This is a genomic window from Streptomyces sp. NPDC102437 (assembly GCF_044765565.1).
Lineage (GTDB): Bacteria > Actinomycetota > Actinomycetes > Streptomycetales > Streptomycetaceae > Streptomyces.
In genome coordinates this window covers 1-20,759 of sequence record NZ_JBIWKI010000002.1, presented here as the reverse complement: position 1 = coordinate 20,759, position 20,759 = coordinate 1, and the positions used below count along the sequence as shown (strand labels likewise).

At 72.0% G+C, this 20,759-nt stretch carries 17 protein-coding genes; 14 read left to right on the top strand and 3 right to left on the bottom strand.

Annotated features, from left to right (window positions below):
* Window positions 1-102 precede the first annotated feature (102 nt).
* The 7 genes from ACIRJP_RS03385 (at window position 103) to ACIRJP_RS03355 (ending at window position 10,633) form a co-directional block, all read left to right on the top strand.
* Window positions 103-1,659 (top strand): leucyl aminopeptidase, encoded by a 1,557-nt coding sequence (locus ACIRJP_RS03385; RefSeq protein ID WP_404167701.1) that lies wholly within the window; start codon window positions 103-105, stop codon window positions 1,657-1,659.
* A 327-nt stretch (window positions 1,660-1,986) separates the two neighbouring features.
* Window positions 1,987-3,375 carry a dihydrolipoyl dehydrogenase gene (gene lpdA, locus ACIRJP_RS03380; protein WP_266736850.1) on the top strand — a complete coding sequence of 463 codons (1,389 nt, stop codon included), beginning with the start codon at window positions 1,987-1,989 and terminating at the stop codon, window positions 3,373-3,375.
* 62 nt (window positions 3,376-3,437) lie between these two features.
* Window positions 3,438-5,258, top strand: a complete 1,821-nt coding sequence (gene sucB, locus ACIRJP_RS03375; protein WP_404167699.1) for a 2-oxoglutarate dehydrogenase, E2 component, dihydrolipoamide succinyltransferase — start codon at window positions 3,438-3,440, stop codon at window positions 5,256-5,258.
* A 148-nt stretch (window positions 5,259-5,406) separates the two neighbouring features.
* Window positions 5,407-6,030, top strand: coding sequence for a GntR family transcriptional regulator (locus tag ACIRJP_RS03370; RefSeq protein WP_404167697.1), 624 nt, complete (start codon window positions 5,407-5,409; stop codon window positions 6,028-6,030).
* Between the two features lie 265 nt (window positions 6,031-6,295).
* Window positions 6,296-8,965 (top strand): pyruvate dehydrogenase (acetyl-transferring), homodimeric type, encoded by a 2,670-nt coding sequence (aceE, locus tag ACIRJP_RS03365; RefSeq protein WP_404167695.1) that lies wholly within the window; start codon window positions 6,296-6,298, stop codon window positions 8,963-8,965.
* Window positions 8,966-9,078: 113 nt separating this feature from the next.
* A complete protein-coding gene (locus tag ACIRJP_RS03360) occupies window positions 9,079-10,050 on the top strand; it encodes a helix-turn-helix transcriptional regulator (RefSeq protein ID WP_404167693.1) in 972 nt (323 codons plus the stop codon).
* A 61-nt stretch (window positions 10,051-10,111) separates the two neighbouring features.
* The gene (locus ACIRJP_RS03355) at window positions 10,112-10,633 is read left to right on the top strand and encodes a DUF4240 domain-containing protein (RefSeq protein ID WP_358951865.1); all 522 of its coding nucleotides are present in this window, start codon (window positions 10,112-10,114) and stop codon (window positions 10,631-10,633) included.
* 19 nt (window positions 10,634-10,652) lie between these two features.
* Here ACIRJP_RS03355 and ACIRJP_RS03350 read toward each other — a convergent pair whose 3' ends face one another.
* Window positions 10,653-11,423, bottom strand: coding sequence for an SDR family NAD(P)-dependent oxidoreductase (locus tag ACIRJP_RS03350; protein ID WP_404167692.1), 771 nt, complete (start codon window positions 11,421-11,423; stop codon window positions 10,653-10,655).
* Window positions 11,424-11,580: 157 nt separating this feature from the next.
* Here ACIRJP_RS03350 and ACIRJP_RS03345 point away from each other — a divergent pair, with 157 nt between their 5' ends.
* Window positions 11,581-12,216 (top strand): TetR family transcriptional regulator, encoded by a 636-nt coding sequence (locus tag ACIRJP_RS03345; protein ID WP_404167690.1) that lies wholly within the window; start codon window positions 11,581-11,583, stop codon window positions 12,214-12,216.
* A gap of 40 nt (window positions 12,217-12,256) precedes the next feature.
* Here ACIRJP_RS03345 and ACIRJP_RS03340 read toward each other — a convergent pair whose 3' ends face one another.
* Complete coding sequence (locus tag ACIRJP_RS03340; RefSeq protein WP_404167688.1) at window positions 12,257-12,781, bottom strand: GNAT family N-acetyltransferase; 525 nt, start codon at window positions 12,779-12,781, stop codon at window positions 12,257-12,259.
* A 152-nt stretch (window positions 12,782-12,933) separates the two neighbouring features.
* On the opposite strand from ACIRJP_RS03340, the gene ACIRJP_RS03335 reads away from it, so the two are divergent.
* Window positions 12,934-13,833: a TIGR01777 family oxidoreductase gene (locus ACIRJP_RS03335; protein WP_404167686.1), complete on the top strand. Its 900-nt coding sequence runs from the start codon at window positions 12,934-12,936 to the stop codon at window positions 13,831-13,833.
* 177 nt (window positions 13,834-14,010) lie between these two features.
* Window positions 14,011-15,312 carry an NAD(P)/FAD-dependent oxidoreductase gene (locus ACIRJP_RS03330; protein WP_404167684.1) on the top strand — a complete coding sequence of 434 codons (1,302 nt, stop codon included), beginning with the start codon at window positions 14,011-14,013 and terminating at the stop codon, window positions 15,310-15,312.
* A gap of 83 nt (window positions 15,313-15,395) precedes the next feature.
* Here the strand turns inward: ACIRJP_RS03330 and ACIRJP_RS03325 are convergent, their stop codons facing one another.
* Window positions 15,396-17,093 carry a regulator gene (locus tag ACIRJP_RS03325; protein WP_404167682.1) on the bottom strand — a complete coding sequence of 566 codons (1,698 nt, stop codon included), beginning with the start codon at window positions 17,091-17,093 and terminating at the stop codon, window positions 15,396-15,398.
* Between the two features lie 264 nt (window positions 17,094-17,357).
* Here ACIRJP_RS03325 and lipB point away from each other — a divergent pair, with 264 nt between their 5' ends.
* From lipB to ACIRJP_RS03305, 4 genes are all read left to right on the top strand, one after another.
* Window positions 17,358-18,170 (top strand): lipoyl(octanoyl) transferase LipB, encoded by an 813-nt coding sequence (lipB, locus tag ACIRJP_RS03320; RefSeq protein ID WP_404167680.1) that lies wholly within the window; start codon window positions 17,358-17,360, stop codon window positions 18,168-18,170.
* A gap of 132 nt (window positions 18,171-18,302) precedes the next feature.
* Window positions 18,303-19,268: a lipoyl synthase gene (gene lipA, locus ACIRJP_RS03315; protein WP_404167678.1), complete on the top strand. Its 966-nt coding sequence runs from the start codon at window positions 18,303-18,305 to the stop codon at window positions 19,266-19,268.
* Between the two features lie 342 nt (window positions 19,269-19,610).
* Complete coding sequence (locus ACIRJP_RS03310) at window positions 19,611-19,811, top strand: hypothetical protein (RefSeq protein WP_404167676.1); 201 nt, start codon at window positions 19,611-19,613, stop codon at window positions 19,809-19,811.
* 19 nt (window positions 19,812-19,830) lie between these two features.
* Entirely contained in the window at window positions 19,831-20,538 is a 708-nt protein-coding gene (locus ACIRJP_RS03305) for a DUF4191 domain-containing protein (RefSeq protein ID WP_266736869.1), read from the top strand.
* Window positions 20,539-20,759: the final 221 nt, after the last annotated feature.

Below are 20,759 nucleotides of genomic sequence, written 5' to 3'. Positions count from 1 at the left end.
GGCTCATTCCCGGCACATTGCGGCGGCGTCTACGATGCGCCGGGCACGGTCGGCCCACCCCTCGACCGACAACGAACTCAACGGAAGCGAGATTTCACCACCGTGACTGCTCTCACTCTCAGCACTGCCGGTGCGGCGACGCTGCGCGCCGACGCACTCGTCGTCGGCGTCGCCAAGGGCTCTGGATCCAAGTCTGGGAGTCTGGTCCTCGCGCCGGGCTCCGAGGCCGTGGACAAGGCGTTCGACGGAAAGCTCGCCACCGTCCTGGAGGCCCTGGGCGCCGCAGGTACCGAGGGCGAGGTGACCAAGCTTCCCGCACCCGACGGCCTCAAGGTCCCGGTCGTCATCGCGGTCGGGCTCGGCTCCGTCCCGAAGAAGGACGAGGCGTACGACAGCGAGGCGCTGCGCCGCGCCGCCGGCTCGGCCGCCCGTGCCCTGTCCGGCTCGAAGAAGGCCGGCTTCGCGCTGCCCGTCGAGTCCGCCGAGGACGCCGGCGCGATCGCCGAGGGCGCGCTCCTGGGCGCGTACGCCTTCACCGCGTACCAGGGCGGCGAGAACAAGCTCGCCCCCAAGGGCAAGAAGAACGGCAACGGCGCGAAGCTGCCGCTCGGCGAGGTCGCCCTGCTCGGCGCCAAGCCGCGCGACAAGGCGTTCAAGGCCGCCGCCGAGCGCGCCGTCGCGGTGGCCGAGGAGATCAACCGCTCCCGCGACCTGATCAACACCCCGCCGAACGACCTGTACCCCGAGTCCTTCGCCGCCGTGGCCACCGCCGCGGGCAAGGAGCACGGCATCAAGGTGCAGGTCCTCGACGAGAAGGCGCTCGTCAAGGGCGGCTTCGGCGGTCTGCTGGGCGTCGGCCAGGGCTCGACCCACGGCCCGCGCCTGGTGAAGCTCGCCTACACGCACCCGAAGGCGGAGAAGACCCTGGCCCTGGTCGGCAAGGGCATCACCTACGACTCGGGCGGCATCTCGCTGAAGCCGGCCGGCCACAACGAGACGATGAAGTGCGACATGAGCGGCGCCGCCGCCGTGTTCGCGGCCGTCGTCGCGGCCTCCCGCCTCGGCCTCCAGGTCAACGTGACCGGCTGGCTGGCGCTCGCCGAGAACATGCCGTCGGGCAACGCCACCCGCCCCGGTGACGTGCTGCGCATGTACAGCGGCAAGACCGTCGAGGTCCTCAACACCGACGCCGAGGGCCGGCTCGTCCTCGCCGACGCGCTGACCCGCGCCTCCGAGGAGAACCCGGACGCGATCGTCGACGTGGCGACCCTGACCGGCGCGATGGTGCTGGCGCTGGGCAACCGCACCTTCGGCATCATGGCGAACGACGACGCCTTCCGTACCTCCATCCACGAGATCGCCGAGGAGGTCGGCGAGGCCTCCTGGCCGATGCCGCTCCCCGCCGACCTGCGCAAGGGCATGGACTCCCCGACCGCCGACATCGCCAACATGGGCGAGCGGATGGGCGGCGGCCTGGTGGCCGGTCTGTTCCTGCAGGAGTTCGTGGGCGAGGGCATCGCCTGGGCGCACCTGGACATCGCCGGTCCGGCCTTCCACGAGGGCGCGCCGTACGGCTACACCCCCAAGGGCGGCACCGGTTCCGCGGTCCGCACGCTGGTCAGGCTGGCCGAGCGCACCGCCGCCGGCGACCTCGGCTGAGGCCGCTGCTGTGACGTACGGCCCCGGGCATAGGCCCGGGGCCGTACGTGTTAAGCCGACGGCATCGCCGCACGGATCCGGCCGGTTTCGCTCTCGACGAAATCAGTAGGGGTCTACGCAGCGGTAACCCCCTGAGACGGATGATCATCCGTCTCAGACCCGGGCCCCGCGTCCCGCTCACCGTCAACAAGTGCGAAGATGGGTTCTCGGCAGGACAGGGCCCCCACCACAGGGCCGAATGACAAAGCGGCCGCACACCAGCCGACCGGCCGGTCACACCCCAGCGACGGGGCCCGGCGTACGGCGCACATGCATGGAGGACGTGACGTGGCGAACGACGCCAGCACCGTTTTCGACCTAGTGATCCTCGGCGGTGGTAGCGGCGGTTACGCCGCGGCCCTGCGCGGAGCGCAGCTGGGCCTGGACGTCGCTCTGATCGAGAAGGGCAAGGTCGGCGGCACCTGCCTGCACAACGGCTGTATCCCCACGAAGGCTCTGCTGCACGCCGGCGAGATCGCCGACCAGGCGCGCGAGTCCGAGCAGTTCGGTGTCAAGGCCACCTTCGAGGGCATCGACATCGACGCCGTCCACAAGTACAAGGACGACGTGATCTCGGGCCTGTACAAGGGTCTGCAGGGGCTCATCGCCTCGCGCAAGGTCACCTACATCGAGGGTGAGGGACGGCTGTCCTCCCCCACCTCGGTGGATGTGAACGGCCAGCGCGTCCAGGGCCGCCACGTGCTGCTCGCGACCGGCTCCGTGCCGAAGTCGCTGCCCGGCCTGGAGATCGACGGCAACCGCATCATCTCGTCGGACCACGCGCTCAAGCTGGACCGCGTCCCGAAGTCCGCGATCGTGCTGGGCGGCGGCGTCATCGGCGTCGAATTCGCCTCGGCGTGGACGTCCTTCGGCACCGACGTGACGATCATCGAGGGTCTGAAGCACCTCGTCCCGGTCGAGGACGAGAACAGCTCGAAGCTTCTTGAGCGCGCCTTCCGCAAGCGCGGCATCAAGTTCAACCTCGGTACGTTCTTCCAGAGCGCCGAGTACACGCAGGACGGCGTCCGCGTGACCCTCGCCGACGGCAAGACCTTCGACGCCGAGGTGCTGCTGGTCGCCATCGGCCGCGGCCCGGTCTCGCAGGGCCTGGGCTACGAGGAGGCCGGCGTCGCGATGGACCGCGGTTACGTCCTCGTCGACGAGTACATGCAGACCAACGTGCCCACCATCTCGGCGGTGGGCGACCTGGCCCCGACGCTCCAGCTCGCGCACGTCGGCTTCGCCGAGGGCATCCTGGTGGCGGAGCGGCTGGCCGGTCTGAAGACCGTTCCGATCGACTACGACGGTGTCCCGCGGGTGACGTACTGCCACCCCGAGGTCGCCTCCGTCGGTATCACCGAGGCCAAGGCCAAGGAGCTCTACGGCGCGGACAAGGTCGTCGCCCTGAAGTACAACCTCGCGGGCAACGGCAAGAGCAAGATCCTCAAGACCGCGGGCGAGATCAAGCTCGTCCAGGTCAAGGACGGTGCCGTGGTCGGCGTCCACATGGTGGGTGACCGTATGGGCGAGCAGGTCGGCGAAGCCCAGCTGATCTACAACTGGGAAGCGCTGCCCGCCGAGGTCGCGCAGCTCATCCACGCCCACCCGACGCAGAACGAGGCCATGGGCGAGGCCCACCTGGCCCTCGCCGGCAAGCCGCTGCACTCCCACGACTGATCCGGTCGACCGGGCGCGACGACCGACCTACTTCCGCACATTCGTAAGGAGCAACTGAAACCATGTCGGTTTCCGTAACCCTTCCGGCGCTCGGCGAGAGCGTCACCGAGGGCACTGTCACCCGCTGGCTGAAGGCCGAGGGCGAGCGCGTCGAGGCCGACGAGCCGTTGCTCGAGGTTTCGACCGACAAGGTCGACACCGAGATCCCGGCCCCCGCGGCCGGCATCCTGGCCGCCATCAAGGTCGCCGAGGACGAGACCGTCGAGGTCGGCGCCGAGCTGGCCGTCATCGACGACGGCACGGGCGCACCCGTGGCCGCCGCGGCTCCGGCCGCCGAGCCCGCGGCCGCCCCGGCCCCGGCGCCGGTCGCCGAGGCCCCCGCCGCCGCACCGGCCCCTGCGGCCGAGGCTCCGGCCGCCGCCGCACCGGCCGGTGGCGCCGCCGGTACCGACGTCACCCTCCCGGCGCTCGGCGAGAGCGTCACCGAGGGCACCGTCACCCGCTGGCTGAAGGAGGTCGGCGAGGAGGTCACGGAGGACGAGCCCCTCCTGGAGGTCTCCACGGACAAGGTCGACACCGAGATCCCGGCCCCGGTTTCCGGTGTGCTGCTGGAGATCGTCGTCGCCGAGGACGAGACCGCCGAGGTCGGCGCCAAGCTCGCCGTCATCGGTGCCGCGGGTGCTGCCCCGGCCGCCGCTCCGGCTCCGGCCGCGCCGGCCCCCGTGGCCGCTCCGGCTCCGGCTCCGGCTCCGGCCCCGGCCGCTGCCGCCCCGGCCGCTCCCGCTCCGGCCCCGGCCGCTCCCGCCCCGGCCGCTCCCGCTCCGGCTCCGGCCCCGGTGGCGCCCGCTGCCCCGGCGCCCGTGGCCGCCGCTCCGGCTCCGGCCGCACCGGTCGCCGCTCCGGCTCCGGTCACCCCGGCCGCTCCGGCCGCGACCTCCGGTGACGACGGCGCGTACGTCACGCCGCTGGTCCGCAAGCTCGCCGCCGAGAACGGCGTCGACCTGGGCTCGGTCAAGGGCACCGGCGTCGGTGGCCGTATCCGCAAGCAGGACGTCGTCGCCGCCGCGGAGGCCGCCAGGGCCGCCGCAGCCGCCCCGGCTCCGGCTCCGGCCGCCGCCGTTGCTACGGCCGCCTCGAAGGCGCCGAAGCTGGAGGCGTCCCCGCTGCGCGGTCAGACGGTGAAGATGACCCGCATGCGCAAGGTCATCGGCGACAACATGATGAAGGCCCTGCACTCGCAGGCCCAGCTGACCTCGGTCGTCGAGGTCGACGTCACCAAGCTGATGAAGCTGCGCAACAAGGCGAAGGACGCGTTCGCCGCCCGCGAGGGCGTCAAGCTGTCCCCGATGCCGTTCTACGTCAAGGCGGCGGCCCAGGCGCTGAAGGCCCACCCGGTCATCAACGCCCGGATCAACGAGGACGAGGGCACCATCACGTACTTCGACTCGGAGAACATCGGCATCGCCGTGGACGCCGAGAAGGGTCTGATGACCCCGGTCATCAAGGGTGCGGGCGACCTGAACATCGCCGGTATCTCGAAGAAGACCGCCGAGCTGGCCGGCAAGGCCCGCGGCGGCGGCCTGACGCCGGACGACATGTCCGGTGCCACCTTCACCATCAGCAACACCGGCTCGCGCGGTGCGCTGTTCGACACCGTCATCGTGCCGCCGAACCAGGCAGCCATCCTGGGCATCGGTGCCACGGTCAAGCGTCCGGCGGTCATCGAGACCGAGGAGGGCACCGTCATCGGTGTCCGCGACATGACGTACCTGTCGCTCTCCTACGACCACCGTCTGGTGGACGGCGCGGACGCCGCCCGTTACCTGACCTCGGTCAAGGCGATCCTGGAGGCCGGTGAGTTCGAGGTCGAGCTCGGCCTCTGAGCCCTCCGGCTGTAACCAGCCTCACCAGCGGCGCCCCCGTCCGGAACACTTCCGGGCGGGGGCGCCGCCGTATTGTCTAGACACCACCGGTCGCCCCGGCAATCGTGGACGGTGCGGACAGCACCGGTTTGCCTCGAAGGAGCCCCTCATGACCCCGCCCGTCGTCCACTCGCTGCGCGAACAGATCCGCGAGCACATCGTGGACGGGATCGTCAGCGGGCGCTGGAAGCCCGGTGAGCGGATCGTGGAGCGCCGGATCGCCACCGAGCTGGAGGTCAGCCAGACGCCCGTGCGCGAGGCGCTGCGGGAGCTGGAGACGCTCCGGCTGATCGAGTCGGCGCCCAACAAGGGCGTACGGGTCCGCAATCTGACCGCCGCCGACCTGGAGGAGAGCTATCCGGTACGGGCCGGTCTGGAGCAGATCGCGGCGGAGCTGGCGGCGCCGGCCCTCGGCGAGGACTGCTCGCGCCTCACACCGTACGTGAGGGCGCTCTACGAGGCGGACCGGCTGGCCGACGGCGAGGCGCAGGTACGGCACACCGTGGGCTTCCACCGCGAGATGGTGCGGGCCGCCGGGAACGCGGTGCTGCTGCACACCTGGGAGGGGCTGGGCATCGAGGTGTTCACCGCGCTGTCGATCCGGTGGCTGGGCACGGTGCAGAAGTCGTACGCGGAGGAGCACGAGGCGCTCATCGAGGCGTTCCTGCGCAAGGACCCGGACATCGGGGTGCTGGCCAAGGCCCACGTACTCGGCTGCGCGCCGCGCGCCTGAGGACCCTTGAGGGTCGTCGCATCTGTCGTAGAGGGTGCTCGCCTGTGCAGGCGAGCGCCCTTTTTGTGCGCTAAATCCCGTCACTCCGTGCCCCGTTTCGCGGCACCGCATGCCAATTTCTTCATATCGAGAAGTTTTGCGCTTCACCCTTTGATCGATCATCGATCGGCGACTTACAGTTCACTTCGCGGGCCCACCGGCCCCATCGCCCTGTCCTGCCAGTCAGGGCCTTCTCCACCCCCCTCCACTCCGGAAGGCGGCGATCATGACCGACCCCGTAGGAAAGCTTCCGAGCGAGCTCGACCAGCTCCCGGACCGTGACCCCGAGGAGACCGCCGAATGGGCGGCCTCCCTGGATGCCGTCACCAAGGCCGCGGGCCCGCACCGGGCCGCGTACCTGATGCGTCGCTCGCTCGAACACGCCGAGGGCGCCGGTCTCGCGCTGCCCAAGCTGCTGGAGACCGATTACGTAAACTCCATCCCGACCGCCGCCGAGCCCGCGTTCGACGGCGACCTGGAGATGGAGTCCAGGATCACCGCCTGGAACCGCTGGAACGCCGCCGCGATGGTCACCCGCGGCTCCCGCTTCGGTGTCGGCGGCCACATCGCCACCTTCGCCTCGGCGGCCTGGCTGTACGAGACCGGCTTCAACCACTTCTTCCGCGGCAAGGAGGGGGACGGCTCCGGCGACCAGCTCTACATCCAGGGCCACGCCTCCCCCGGCATCTACGCCCGCGCCTTCCTCGACGGGCGCCTCAGCGAGCAGCAGCTCGACAACTTCCGCCAGGAGGCGGGCGGCGACGGTCTGCCGTCCTACCCGCACCCGCGGCGGCTGCCCTGGCTGTGGGAGTTCCCCACCGTTTCGATGGGCCTCGGCCCGCTCTCGGCGATCTACCAGGCGCGCTTCAACCGCTACCTCGCCAACCGCAACATCAAGGACACGTCGAACTCTCACGTCTGGGCCTTCCTGGGCGACGGCGAGATGGACGAGCCCGAGTCGACCGCCGCCCTCGCGCTGGCGGCCCGTGAGGGCCTCGACAACCTGACCTTCGTCATCAACTGCAACCTGCAGCGCCTCGACGGCCCGGTCCGCGCCAACTTCCGGGTGGTCCAGGAGCTGGAGGGCGCGTTCCGCGGCGCCGGCTGGAACGTCGTCAAGACGCTCTGGGGCAACGCCTGGGACGAGCTCTTCCAGCTGGACACCACCGGTGCGCTGGTCCGCCGGCTCCGCGAGGTCCCGGACGCGCAGTTCCAGACGTACGCCACCCGCGACGTCTCGTACATCCGCGAGCACTTCTTCGGCGCCGAGCCCGCGCTCGCCGAGCTGGCGAAGCTGCTCACCGACGCGAAGATCGCCGAGTGCTTCTACACCTCGCGCGGCGGCCACGAGGCCCACAAGGTGTACGCGGCGTACAAGGCGGCCGTCGAGCACAAGGGCGCGCCGACCGTGATCCTCGCCCAGACGGTGAAGGGCTTCACACTCGGCAAGGGCTTCGAGTCCAAGAACGCCAACCACCAGATGAAGAAGCTGTCCGTCGACGAGTTCAAGGACATGCGCGAGCTGCTCGGACTCCCGATCCCGGACAGTGCCTTCGCCGACGGCCTGGTCCCCTACGGCCACCCGGGCGCCGGCTCACCCGAGGTCCGTTACCTCCAGGAGCGCCGCGCCGCCCTCGGCGGTCCCGCCCCGGCCCGCCGGGTGCACGCCGCGGCGCTGCCGCAGCCCGAGGATCGGGCGTTCGCCGCGCTCAAGAAGGGCTCCGGCAAGCAGGAGATGGCCACGACCATGGCCTTCGTCCGCCTGGTCAAGGACCTGATGCGGGACAAGGAGACCGGCAGGCGCTGGGTTCCGATCGTCCCGGACGAGGCCCGTACCTTCGGTATGGAGTCGCTGTTCCCGTCGGCCGGCATCTACTCGCCGCTGGGCCAGACGTACGATCCGGTCGACCGCGACCAGCTGATGTACTACAAGGAGGCCAAGGACGGCCAGATCCTCAACGAGGGGATCACCGAGGCCGGGGCCATGGCCGACTTCATCGCCGCGTCGACGTCGTACGCGACGCACGGCGAGACGATGATCCCCTTCTACATCTTCTACTCGATGTTCGGCTGGCAGCGCACCGGCGACCAGATGTGGCAGCTCGCCGACCAGCTCGGCAAGGGCTTCATCGTCGGTGCCACGGCGGGCCGCACGACGCTGACCGGTGAGGGCCTCCAGCACGCGGACGGCCACTCGCAGCTGATCGCCGCCACGAACCCCGCGTCGCTCAACTACGACCCGGCGTTCGCGTACGAGATCGCGGTGATCGTCAAGGACGGTCTGCGGCGGATGTACGGCCCCGAGGCCGAGAACGTCTTCTACTACCTGACGGTCTACAACGAGCCGAAGCCGCAGCCCGCGATGCCGGAAGGCGTCGAGGAGGGCATCGTCAAGGGCCTGTACCGCTTCAAGGAGGGCACGCCCGCCTCGGCGGACGCCCCGCGGGCACAGCTGCTGGCCTCCGGTACGGCGATCCACTGGGCACTCAAGGCGCAGGAGCTGCTGGCCTCGGAGTGGGGGGTCACGGCCGACGTCTGGTCCGCCACCTCCTGGGGCGAGCTGCGCCGAGAGGCGCTGGAGTGCGACGAGGCGCTGCTCCGCGGTGAGCAGCGGGTGCCGTACGTGACCCAGGCGCTGGAGGGTGCACCGGGTCCGGTCCTCGCGGTCAGCGACTGGATGCGTCAGGTCCCGGACCAGATCAGCCAGTGGGTGGAGCAGGACTGGTCCTCGCTCGGCACCGACGGCTTCGGCCTCTCCGACACCCGCGACGCCGCCCGCCGTCACTTCGGTGTCGACGCGCAGTCCATCGTGGTCGCGGCGCTGGCCCAGCTGGCCCGCCGCGGCGAGGTGCCCGCGTCCGCGGTCAAGGAGGCCCGGGAGCGGTACGGGCTGTGATGCCTGGGCGGCCGGGTACGCCCGGCCGCCGCTTCGCCCCCGGTCGCCGGGCGGTCCCCTGAAGCGGGCCGTCCGGTGACCGGGGGCGCGCGTTCTGCGCTCACAATGGCAGGATGCGTGCTGCCCGTCTGATCAGAATGGTGCTGCTCCTGCAGTCCCGCCCGGCCATGACCGCCGCCGAGCTCGCCCGCGAACTGGAGGTGTCGGAGCGGACCGTGACCCGGGACGCCCAGGCGCTCTCGGAGGCGGGTGTCCCGGTGTACGCGGACCGGGGCCGGGCCGGGGGCTACCGCCTGATCGGCGGCTACCGCACGCGCCTGACCGGCCTGGCCCGTGACGAGGCGGAGGCGCTCTTCCTCTCCGGGCTGCCGTCCGCGCTGCGCGAGATGGGGCTGGAGGACGCCGCCTCCGCCGCCCGGCTCAAGGTGTCGGCGGCCCTGCTGCCCTCGCTGCGGGACGCCTCCGAGAACGCCGCCCGGCGCTTCCACCTGGATGCTCCGGGCTGGTACCAGGAGCCGGTCACTCCCGAACTGCTGCCGGCCGTCGCCGAGGCCGTCCGGGACGACCGGATCATCCGTGCCCGCTACCGCCGGGGCGGTGCGGACGGCGAGGTGGAGCGGGAGCTGGCACCGTACGGGCTCGTCCTGAAGGCCGGGGTCTGGTACGTCTGCGCCCGGGCGGGCGACGACTTCCGGGTGTACCGGATCGACCGGTTCTCGGCCGTGACGGTGTCGGACGAGCGGTTCGAGCGCGACGGGCGGTTCGATCTGGCGGGCTTCTGGGAGGAGCGGGCCGCGCAGTTCGCCCGGTCGCTGCTGCGGGCCGAAGTGACGGTGCGGGTGTCGCCCGAGGGTGTACGCCGACTGCCGTACGTCATGGACCGTTCGGCGGTCCATGACGCTCTGGACGCGGCCGGCCCGCCGGATGCCGAGGGGTGGCTCGCGCTCACCCTGCGGGTCGAGTCGATGGAGGTCGCCTACAGCCAACTGCTGTCTCTGGGGCCGGAGTCGGAGGTGCTGGCGCCGGCCGCCCTGCGGGAGCGTTTCACCGCGGCCGCCGAACGTCTGCGCGAGCTCTATCGCTGAGGAACATCTCTCGCCGCGTCCGCGTGCATGGGCCGCTGCCAGGGCCGATGCTTGACCCGTGATGGACGAGACGGAGTTCTGGGAGCTCATCGACGGCACCCGCACGGCCGCCGGGGGCGATCCCGAGGATCAGGCCGACCTGCTGGTCGAACGGCTGGTGCGGCTCGATCCCGATGCGGTGCTGGACTTCGCCCGGCACTTCGAGGCCCGTTTCAACCGCGCCTACCGCTGGGACCTGTGGGGCGCCGCCGCCGTACTGCTCGGCGGCGCGAGCGACGACGCCTTCGACTTCTTCCGCTGCTGGCTGATCGGCCAGGGCCGGGAGGTCTTCGAGGGGGCTCTGCACGACCCGGACAGCCTCGCCGATCTCCTCGACGACTTCGACGAGGAGATCGACGGGGACGCCGAGGATCTCGGCTACGCCGCCGACGAGGCGTACGAACAGCTCACCGGCGTGGTCGCCCCGGACCTCGGCCTGCCGCCCCAGGCCGCCGAGCCCGAGGGGACCCCCGTGAGCTTCGAGGACGACGCGGTCCTGGCGGAGCGCTTCCCCTCGCTCTGGGAGCGGTTCGGGCCCGGCTGAGGGGCTGTCGCCCCGGACCTCAGAAGTGGGTGCCGCCGTCGATACGGATCTCCGTACCGGTGATGAAGGCCCCGTCCCGGGAGCCGAGCATCGCGACGACGCCGGCGACGGTGTCCGGGCTGGCGAAGCCCGCGCCGAGCGCCGGGGCCAGCTTCATGAAGAGCGACATGTCGGCGTCGGCGGGCAGACCGGGGCCGTGGCCGCTGGTCATGTCGGAGGCGATCGAACCAGGAGCGACGGCGACGAACCGCAGCCCCTGCTTGCTGTACTCGCTCGCCAGCGCGTGCGTCATCGACTGGATGCCGCCCTTGCTCGCCGCGTACGCCGACATGTAGGGGTGCGCGAAGCTCGCCGAGGTGGAGGAGAAGTTCACGACGGCCGGCTCGTCGCCCGCAAGCAGGGCCGGGAGCGCCTCGCGGATCATCAGGAACGTACCCGTGAGGTTGACGGCGAGGATCTTGTTGAAGAACTCCAGCGTCGTCTTGTGGGTGTGCTCGGAGCGCAGGATCCCGGCCGCGTTGACCAGCACGTCGAGCCCGCCGAGGGTCTCCACGGCGGAGGCGACGCCCGCCTGGACCGCGGCCTCGTCCGAGATGTCCAGGGCGAGGGTGGTGAGGCGCTCGGCGGCGCCGTTCGCCACGGCCGTCTCGTACGTGGCCTTCAGCCCAGCCTCGTTGACGTCGGCCGCGACGACGTGGCCGCCCTCGGCGAGGACGCGGTGGACGGTGGCCTGTCCGATGCCGGAGCCGCCTCCGGTGATGAGTACGCGGCGACCTTCGTAGCGGTTCATGTCTGTCTCTCTTCCGATCCCGGTGACTGCTGTCACGAAGCGGCTCGGCGGCGCCCCGGTGACGTCCCGATCGATGTCCACCGTACGCCCGAGTGGCACGTTTTGCCACAATGGCATGTCGCGCATGCTTCTACTCCGCCGGGGTAATCTCCTGGGAATGAGCACCGAGCCGAGTCAGCCCTCCCTCACCGAGCGCCGGAAGGCCGCGACCCAGCTGGAGATCGCGCGCGCCGCGGCGGCGCTCTTCGCCGAGCACGGGCCCGACGGCACCACGGCGGAGGACATCGCCGGCCGGGCGGGGGTGGCGCTGCGCACCTTCTACCGCTACTTCCGCTCCAAGCAGGACGCGGTGGGCCCGCTGCTCTCCGGCGGCGGCGATCGCTGGCGGGCACTGCTGGAGGCGGCCGAGCCCGGGGAGCCGCTCGCCGGGGCCCTGGAGCGGGCGGTCGCCGAGGCGCTCCGGCCACCGGGAGCGGACGGCGCCGAGCAGCTGGGCGTGACGCGCGGGCTGCTGCGGGCGGCGGCACAGGACCCGGCGCTGCGGGCCGTCTGGTACCGGGTCAATCAGGATTCGGAGGAGCGGCTGCTGCCGGTGCTGGCCCGGCTGGCGGGCGACGGGGCGGACCCGCTGGAGATCCGGCTCGCCGCGGCCGCCGCGACGGACGCGGTACGGGTCGCGCTGGAGGCCTGGTCGGAGACGGACGCCCCGACGACCGGGCCCGGCTCACCCGCCGAGCTGGCGGTGCGCTGCCTGCACGAACTCATGGGCGGCATGCGTCTGTTCAAGCCGTAAGAAGCCTGAGGCCCCCCAAAAAAATTGCCGGTCGGTCTACTCACGGGGCGAGCGGGCGGCCCATCAGCACGTCGTCCACGTAACGCCCGTGCAGGAAGAACTCGCCGGGCAGCACCCCTTCGACGACGAATCCCTCCGACTCGTACAGGGCGCGCGCGGGTGTGTTGTGTCCGAGTACCCGCAGCGTCATCCGGTTCGCCCCTTCGCGGCGCGCCGCCGCGAAGGCGGCCCGCAGCAGAGTCCTCGCGACACCGCGGCCGCGCGCCCAGTCGGCCACGGCGAGGCCCTGTATCTGCCGGACATGGGAGTTGCAGGCCAGCGGGGTCGGCAGGACCAGCCTGAGGTATCCGGCCGTGTGCCGCTCGCCGTCGGCGTCCGCCGCCTCGGCCACCAGGAAGTCCTCGGGCAGGTGGCGCTCGTCGAAGAACGGCTCGTACGGCGGCTGCGGCCTGGGCACCACCTCGTGCAGCGGCGACCAGGTGGCGCGGTCGAGCTCACCGAGTGCGGCCTCGTCGGAGAGGACGGCGGGGCGGACGAGGACCGGATGGGTGTGGGTCTCGGACATGCGTGCCACTGTGCCATGGCGCCCCCGGCCCGGTCAGCCCGGTTTCACCGCCCGGCCGGCCCGGTTCCGCCACCCCGGTACGCCCCGGTGAAACGAGGGGCAGGCGGCCCCGGCAGGTGGGCCCCACAGGGCCGCTGGGGCAGGATGGACCCATGCCGCACTCCCGTATCGCTGTCACCGGAGCATCAGGACTCATCGGAGCGGCGCTGATGCGCTCGCTGCGGGCCGACGGGCACGAGGTGGTGCGCCTGGTGCGGCACCCCGCGCGGGCCGGCGACGAGGTGGAGTGGGATCCGAAGCGGGGTTACGTCGACGTGGCGGGCCTGGTGGGCTGCGACGCCGTCGTCCACCTCGCCGGGGCCGGGGTCGGCGACCACCGCTGGACCGCCGCGTACAAGCGGGAGATCCGGGACAGCCGGGTGCTGGGCACGGCGGCGATCGCGGAGGCGGTCGCCTCGCTGGACGTGCCGCCGAAGGTGCTGCTGTCCGGGTCCGCGATCGGCTACTACGGCGACACCGGGGACCGCGCCGTCGACGAGAGCGCCCCGGCCGGTGAGGGATTCCTGCCGTCCGTCTGCGTGGAGTGGGAGGCGGCCACGGCCCCCGCCGAGGAGGCGGGGGTACGGACGGTGCACGCGCGCACCGGTCTGGTCGTCGGCCGCGAGGGCGGCGCCTGGGGCCGGCTCTTCCCGCTGTTCCGGGCGGGGCTCGGCGGCCGGCTGGGCGACGGGCGCCAGTACTGGAGCTTCATCGCACTGCACGACGAGGTCGCGGCGCTGCGCCACATCCTGGACACGGAGTCGCTCTCGGGCCCGGTGAATCTGACCGGCCCCGACCCCGTCACCAACCGCGAGGTGACGGCCGCGATGGGGCGGGTGCTGCACCGCCCCACGCTCTTCACGGCACCGGCACCGGCGTTGCGGATCGCCCTGGGGGACTTCGCCGAGGACGTGCTGGCCAGTCAGCGGGTACTGCCGGGTCAACTGCTGGACTCGGGCTTCGTGTTCGCCTTCCCGGGAATCGACGCGGCGATCCGCGCGGCACTGCGCTGAGCCCGGACGCACCCTTCACCCAATCGGACGGGCGTGCGACCCCGTGCAACGGTGCCCCGGGTGCGCGCGACTGCGCCTTTAGCAGCCGCCTTCCTACCCTCCTTGCGAACTCGGGCATTCCGGGGGCCTGTTGGGGGCAAGAGCCTCCCACCAGTTGCGCCGACTCGGGGAGGGCACGTGCTCAGCACGGCACACCACGCGGACGTCGTCATCATCGGGGCCGGGATCGCCGGCCTGTCAGCCGCCCACCGGCTGACCAGCGCAGGGGTAAGCGTCAGCGTCCTGGAGGCCGGCCCCCGGGTCGGCGGCCGGATGACCACCACCGACATGGACGGCTTCCGGCTCGACCATCTCGGGCCACTGCTCAGCACCTCCTACCCGGCCCTGCGCACGACGCCCGGCCTCGAAGGGCTGGTGCTGCGCAACTTCGCCCCGGGCGTCCTCGTCCACAGCGAGGGCCGTCAGTACCGGACCGGCGATGTGCGGGGCGCGCGGGGCGCATTCAAGGCAGCGCGCGCCCTGGCAAGCGCCCCCCGGCCACCGATGGGCGGGCCGATCGACCAGGCCCGGCTGGGCGCCGCCCTGACCCGGCTCGCCGCCACCCCGTCCGCCCGCATCCTGGCCCGGCCCGAACAGACCGCGCTCGCCGCCCTGTCCCACCGCGGCCTGCCCTCCCGTACGGTCAACGGCTTTCTGCGCCCGCTGCTCTCCGCGCTGCTCAGCGACCCGGAGCTAGGCACGTCCAGCCGGTGCGCCGATCTGGCCCTGCGCGGCTATGCGAGCGGCAGGCTGTGCGCGCCCGAGGGCGGCGCGGCGACGCTGCCCGAACTCCTCGCGGCGGCGCTGCCGCCCGGCACCGTACGCACCGGGGTGCATGTCACGGCCGCCGACATCACCTCGGTCCGCACCAGGGAGCACGGCGAACTGGGCTGCCGTTCCCTGCTGCTGGCGACCGGTGCGGGCGCCGCCGCCGAGCTGCTGCCGGGTCTGCGGGTGCCGCCCTTCCATCCCGTGACGGTCCTTCACCACACCGCCCCCGCTCCCCCGCCGACCGGCGCCGCGCTGCTGCTGGACGCCGACCGCTCGGGCCCGGTCGCCCACACTGCGGTGATGAGCGCGGTCGACCCCTCGCGCGCCCCGCGGGGCCGCACGCTGATCAGCTCGACGGTGCTCGGCACCCCGCCGCCCGACCTGGACCGCACGGTCCGCACCCATCTCGCCGCGTTGTACGGCACTCCCACCGGCGACTGGGAGCTGCTGGCCGCTCACCACGATCCGGAGGCGGTCCCCGCGATGCCCGCCCCTCACGATCCGCGCCGCCCGGTGCGGCTGCTGGCCGGCCTGTACGTGTGCGGCGACCACCGCGACACGAGCACGGTCCAGGGGGCCCTGTTCTCGGGCCACCGTGCGGCCGACGCGATCCTCACCGACCTGGGTGTACGGCCGGGGAGCGGGACGGCGCTGCCCGAGGCCGCGTAGGCCCGGCCGCGATCGCCCGGGGCTCGTCCGACGGCGTCATGTCCGCGACACCGGGCCGGGGCGCGCCGGTGGCCTCCCCGGGCTCAGCCGAGCGCGGCCACCCGGTCGCGGTAGCCGCGTACCGCGGCGGCGTCCCGGTACGGCTCCAGGCGCCGTTCGAAGTCCCGCACGTACTCCGTCGCGCGCACCGACCGCATCTCCGTGGCCTGCTGGGCGGCCTCGGCGCCGAGCGCGCACGCCTGGTCGAGCTCGCCGAGCCCGAGCCGGGCGGAGGCCAGCACCACCCGGCAGAACAATCTGCTGCGGGCGTACGCCGGGGAGCGCAGCTGGAGGGAGCGCTCCGCGTGCTGCGCCGCGGCCCGGTACTGCTGGAGGTCCCGGTGGCAGTGCCCGAACTCGTCGGCGAGCTGGGCCTCGTCGAAGTACCGCGCCCAGTGCGGGACCTCGTCACCCGACCGGGCGATCTCCAGCGCGTGTTCCGCCCGTGCCAGCGAGGTGGTGCAGGGCCTGGCCTCGCCGAGCACCCCGTGGCCGCGCGCCTCGACGGCGTGCAGCAGGGCCTGGACCACGGGTGGCGCCGAGGAGCCGATGCCCTGCTGGGCCACCCGGGCCAGCTGCACGGCCTCCCTGCCGTGGCCGAGGTAGACCGCCTGCCGGCTCATGGTGATCAGCACGTAGCTGCCGTACGCGCGGTCCCCGGCGGCCTGGGCCAGCCGCAGCGCCTGGACGAAGTACCGCTGGGCCAGGCCGTGGGCCGCGATGTCGTACGAGGTCCAGCCCGCCAGCCGGGTCAGGTCGGCGGCGGCGGCGAAGAGCCGGCGCCCGGTGGCCTCCCCGTACGTACCGCGGAGCATGGGTTCCGTCTCGTGCTCCAGGTACCGGACGAGGGCCTGGCGGGCGTGACCGCCGCCGTAGGTGTTGTCCAGGGCCCGGAAGAGCTCGCCGACCGAGCGCAGGGCGGCGACGTCACCGCCGCTGACCCGCTGGCCGGGGGCGCGTTCGGACTGCCGTTGCCGCGGGACGCCGGGGGCGCCCGGCAGCCCCGCGGCCAGCGGGGCCGGAGCCGTCGCAGCGGTGGGGGATCCCGGTGGGGCACCGGGACCGAAGGGCCGGGAGGGGACGGGTCCGCGGGCGCCGCCCCGGCCACCGGCGCCGTTCGCCGGGCTCCCGCCGTGCCCCCCGTACGGGCCGCGCGCCGCGCCCGGACCACCGGGCCGCGCGGGGGCACCGGCCTCGGCGGGCCCGGCGGCCCCGGCGGGCCTCGTGATCCCACCCGCCCCGTGGTCCCCGCCGGTCCCGCCGGGCGTCTGGGGCGCGGGCTCGCTCCCCCGCCCCACCCACTCGTCGGCCCGTCCGATCAGCCAGTCCCGGCTGGGGACGACGAGCCCGGCCGGGGTGAAGGCGATCTTGCGCAGCTCCGCATGGCTGCCCGAGTCCTTCCGCCACAGCCCGCTGACGATGTCGACCGCCTCCGCGGGCGTGGCCGCGAACTCCAGGCCCGCGTAGACCGGGGCGCAGGCGTCGAGGCCCAGGTCCTGTGCGGAGAGACGGCGCCCGAGCCGCCGGGTGAAGACCTCGGCGATCAGCGCGGGGGTGGTTCCGCGGGGCTGCTGACCGCGCAGCCAGCGAGTCACGGAGGTCTTGTCGTACCGCAGGTCGAGGCCGTGCTCCAGGCCGAGTTGGTCCACCCTGCGGGCGAGGCCGGCGTTGGAGAACCCGGCCTCCGTGATGAGCGAGGCGAGTCGGCGGTTGGGGGTGCGCTGCGGAGGTCGTTCCGACATCAGCTGTACGGTCTCCTGCCTTCGGGGCCGGGCGGGCAGCCCTTATGGAACGGCGCGAATTTAGCGGCCTACGCAGTGGTCACAGCCACCTTCGCTTCACTTTCATCCGATCGTGTGAGGATTGAGGTCGGCGCTGACGGGAAGACCTGCCGGGCCATCGCCCGAGTGCCGGTCGTACAGTGGCCGGGGGCGTGATTTCAGTGCATGGTGACGCGGCTCCGGGCACCCCGGACGCACGGCACCACAAGTAGGGAGGCATCTGTCGTGGCTGAGCTTCGGTTCGTCCGGCTGGGATTCGGCGAGGAAGCCGTCGACTACCAGGAGGCCTGGCAGAAGCAGCGCGAGGTGCACGCGTCCAGATTCGAGGACACCGTCCCCGACACCTGCCTGCTGCTGGAGCACCCGCCGGTCTACACGGCCGGTCGGCGCACGACCGACAGCGAACGCCCGCTGGACGGTACCCCCGTCATCGACGTGGACCGCGGCGGCAAGATCACCTGGCACGGCCCCGGTCAGCTGGTCGGCTACCCGATCCAGAAGCTGCCCCGCCCGGTGGACGTCGTCGCGCACGTCCGGCGGCTGGAGGACGCGCTGATCCGTACCGCCGCCGAGTTCGGCGTGGAGACCACCCGGGTCGAGGGCCGCAGCGGCGTCTGGGTGCTCGGCGACCCGGTCGAGGACCGCCCGGCGATCGGTGGACTCTCGCTCGACTTCGACCCGCGGCTGCACGACGAGGAGTTCGACGCCCGGCTGAACGGCCCCGAGTACGCCCCGTCCAACGCCGGCCAGCGCCGCGAGGACCGCAAGCTGGCGGCGATCGGCATCCGGGTGGCCAAGGGCGTCACCATGCACGGCTTCTCCTTCAACGTGAACCCGGACAACACCTGGTTCGACCGGATCGTGCCGTGCGGCATCCGGGACGCCGGCGTCACCTCACTGGCGTACGAGCTGGGCCGCGACATCACCATCGCGGACGTGCTCCCGGTCGTCGAGAAGCACCTCCGGGACGTCCTGGAGAACGCCGAGCTCGCCCCGCGCACCGTCGAGCGCCCGACCGATGCCGTGGCCACGGCATGACTTACGGATCCCCCTCCGGGGAATAGGGCCTGCCGGCCACAGGTTGGCCACACGTAAAGCCGTATGAACCACGGGCGTACCCTGGTGTTCGCCGAAGAATCCAATGCAGTGAAAGCAAAGGGGAGTGCCGGAGTGTCCGCTGTCGCACCCGACGGGCGCAAGATGCTGCGCCTTGAGGTCCGGAACAGCCAGACCCCCATCGAGCGCAAGCCCGAGTGGATCAAAACCCGGGCGAAGATGGGCCCCGAATACAACCAGCTGCAGAAACTCGTGAAGAGCGAGGGTCTGCACACGGTGTGCCAGGAGGCCGGCTGCCCCAACATCTTCGAGTGCTGGGAGGACCGCGAGGCCACCTTCCTCATCGGGGGTGACCAGTGCACCCGGCGCTGTGACTTCTGCCAGATCGACACGGGCAAGCCGCAGGCGCTGGACCTGGACGAGCCCCGCCGCGTCGGCGAGTCCGTCGTCACGATGGACCTGAACTACGCCACCATCACCGGCGTCGCCCGCGACGACCTGGAGGACGGCGGTGCCTGGCTGTACGCGGAGACCGTGCGCCAGATCCACGCGCTGACCGCTGAGCGAGAGGCCGGCCGCACCAAGGTCGAGCTGCTGATCCCCGACTTCAACGCGGAGCCCGAGCAGCTCGCCGAGGTCTTCTCGTCGCGCCCCGAGGTGCTCGCGCACAACGTCGAGACGGTGCCGCGGATCTTCAAGCGGATCCGCCCCGGCTTCCGTTACGAGCGCTCCCTGGAGGTCATCACCCGGGCCCGTGAGGCCGGTCTGGTGACCAAGTCCAACCTGATCCTCGGCATGGGCGAGACCCGTGAGGAGGTCAGCGAGGCGCTCCAGGACCTGTACGACGCGGGTTGCGAGCTCATCACGATCACGCAGTACCTGCGGCCGTCCGTGCGCCACCACCCGGTCGAGCGCTGGGTGAAGCCGCAGGAGTTCGTGGAGCTGAAGGAGGAGGCCGACGAGATCGGCTACTCCGGCGTGATGTCCGGGCCGCTGGTCCGTTCCTCGTACCGCGCGGGCCGTCTTTTCCAGCAGGCGATCGAGCGTCGCGGCGCGACCGCCGCGGCGCCCACCGTGTGAATCCGAGCACAAGAAGCTACCGAGCGGTAATCGCTGTTTCGACGCGGCCCGTACGTTCCCCCGCAGGCCGGGGGCGCGTATGGGCCGCTTCGGCGTGCGCGGCGCCCGTATCAAGGTTTCATTGGTGTTTGACCGACCGGTCATGCGCTGGTAACACCGAGCAGTGACGCTGGGTGCACACGACGCGGTGGCCGGCAGCAGCCGTCCGGGCCGCTGCCGCCGCCACGCCCCACACCCCAGCGCCCGCCACCCACTTCGCGCAACGCAGTCCCGGGCAGTTCGGCCCGGGCAGCTGAGTCCACGCAACTCAGTCCGCACATCCGCTCCGAGGAGATCTCCACGATGCAGGCCGTGCCGGTACGCGCCACCGCCATCCCTTCCGTCACCGATGCCCTCCGTGCCGTCGAGTCGCTGTTCCTGGGCGGCGGCCAGCGCACCGCCCGCCGCAACGCCTGGAACGCCGTCCTGGAGGACCGGCGCCGGGCCAAGGACCGGGTCGAGGCCGAGTACGTACTGGAGGCCGCGGCCGACCACCATTCCTAGGCCACGTAAACTTCTGTACATGGCGAGGAAGGCAAACACTGAAGGCGCGGACAGCGCCGAGAACGCGGGGCGGCTCAAGCAGATCGCCCTGACCTACAAGATGGCCAGGCGGTCCGACCCGAAGGTCGGTCTTGTCGTCGCGGGCGTGGGAATTGTCACCTTCGGTGTCCTCCTCGGGGTCGGCTTCCTGATCGGCCACCCGATCTATCTGGGCATCCTGGGCTTCGTGCTGGCCCTCCTCGCGATGGCGATCGTCTTCGGACGGCGTGCCGAGCGTGCCGCCTTCGGGCAGATGGAGGGGCAGCCGGGCGCCGCTGCGGCGGTGCTGGACCGCGTGGGCCGCGGCTGGACGACGACACCCGCGGTCGCGATGAACCGCAGCCAGGACGTCGTGCACCGCGCCGTGGGCAAGGCGGGCATCGTGCTGGTCGGCGAGGGCAACCCGAACCGCGTGAAGCTGCTGCTCGCGGCCGAGAAGAAGAAGATGGCGCGCATCCTGGTGGACGTCCCGGTGCACGACATCATCGTCGGCAACGACGAGGGCCAGGTGCCCCTGAAGAAGGTGCGCACCAAGATGCTCAAGATGCCGCGCGTGCTCACCGGCCCGCAGGTGACGGCCGCGAACGACCGGCTGCGCGCGATGGGCGACCTGATGAGCAACATGCCGCTGCCCAAGGGCCCGATGCCGAAGGGCATGCGGATGCCGCGCGGCGGAAAGATGCGCTGACGCCGTACGCACGAGGAGTCGTCGGACGGCAGACAAAGAGGCGGGGGGGGGGGGGGGGGGGGGGGGGGGCCCCCCCCGGGGGGGGGGGGGGGGGGGGGGGGGGGGGGGGGGGGGGCCCCCCCCCCCCACCCCGACGACCTTCTCCAGGGCGAGCAGGTTGCGGGAGACAGCGGCCTGGGAGATTCGGAGTGCTACGCCCGTTCCACGCGCGCCGATTGAGC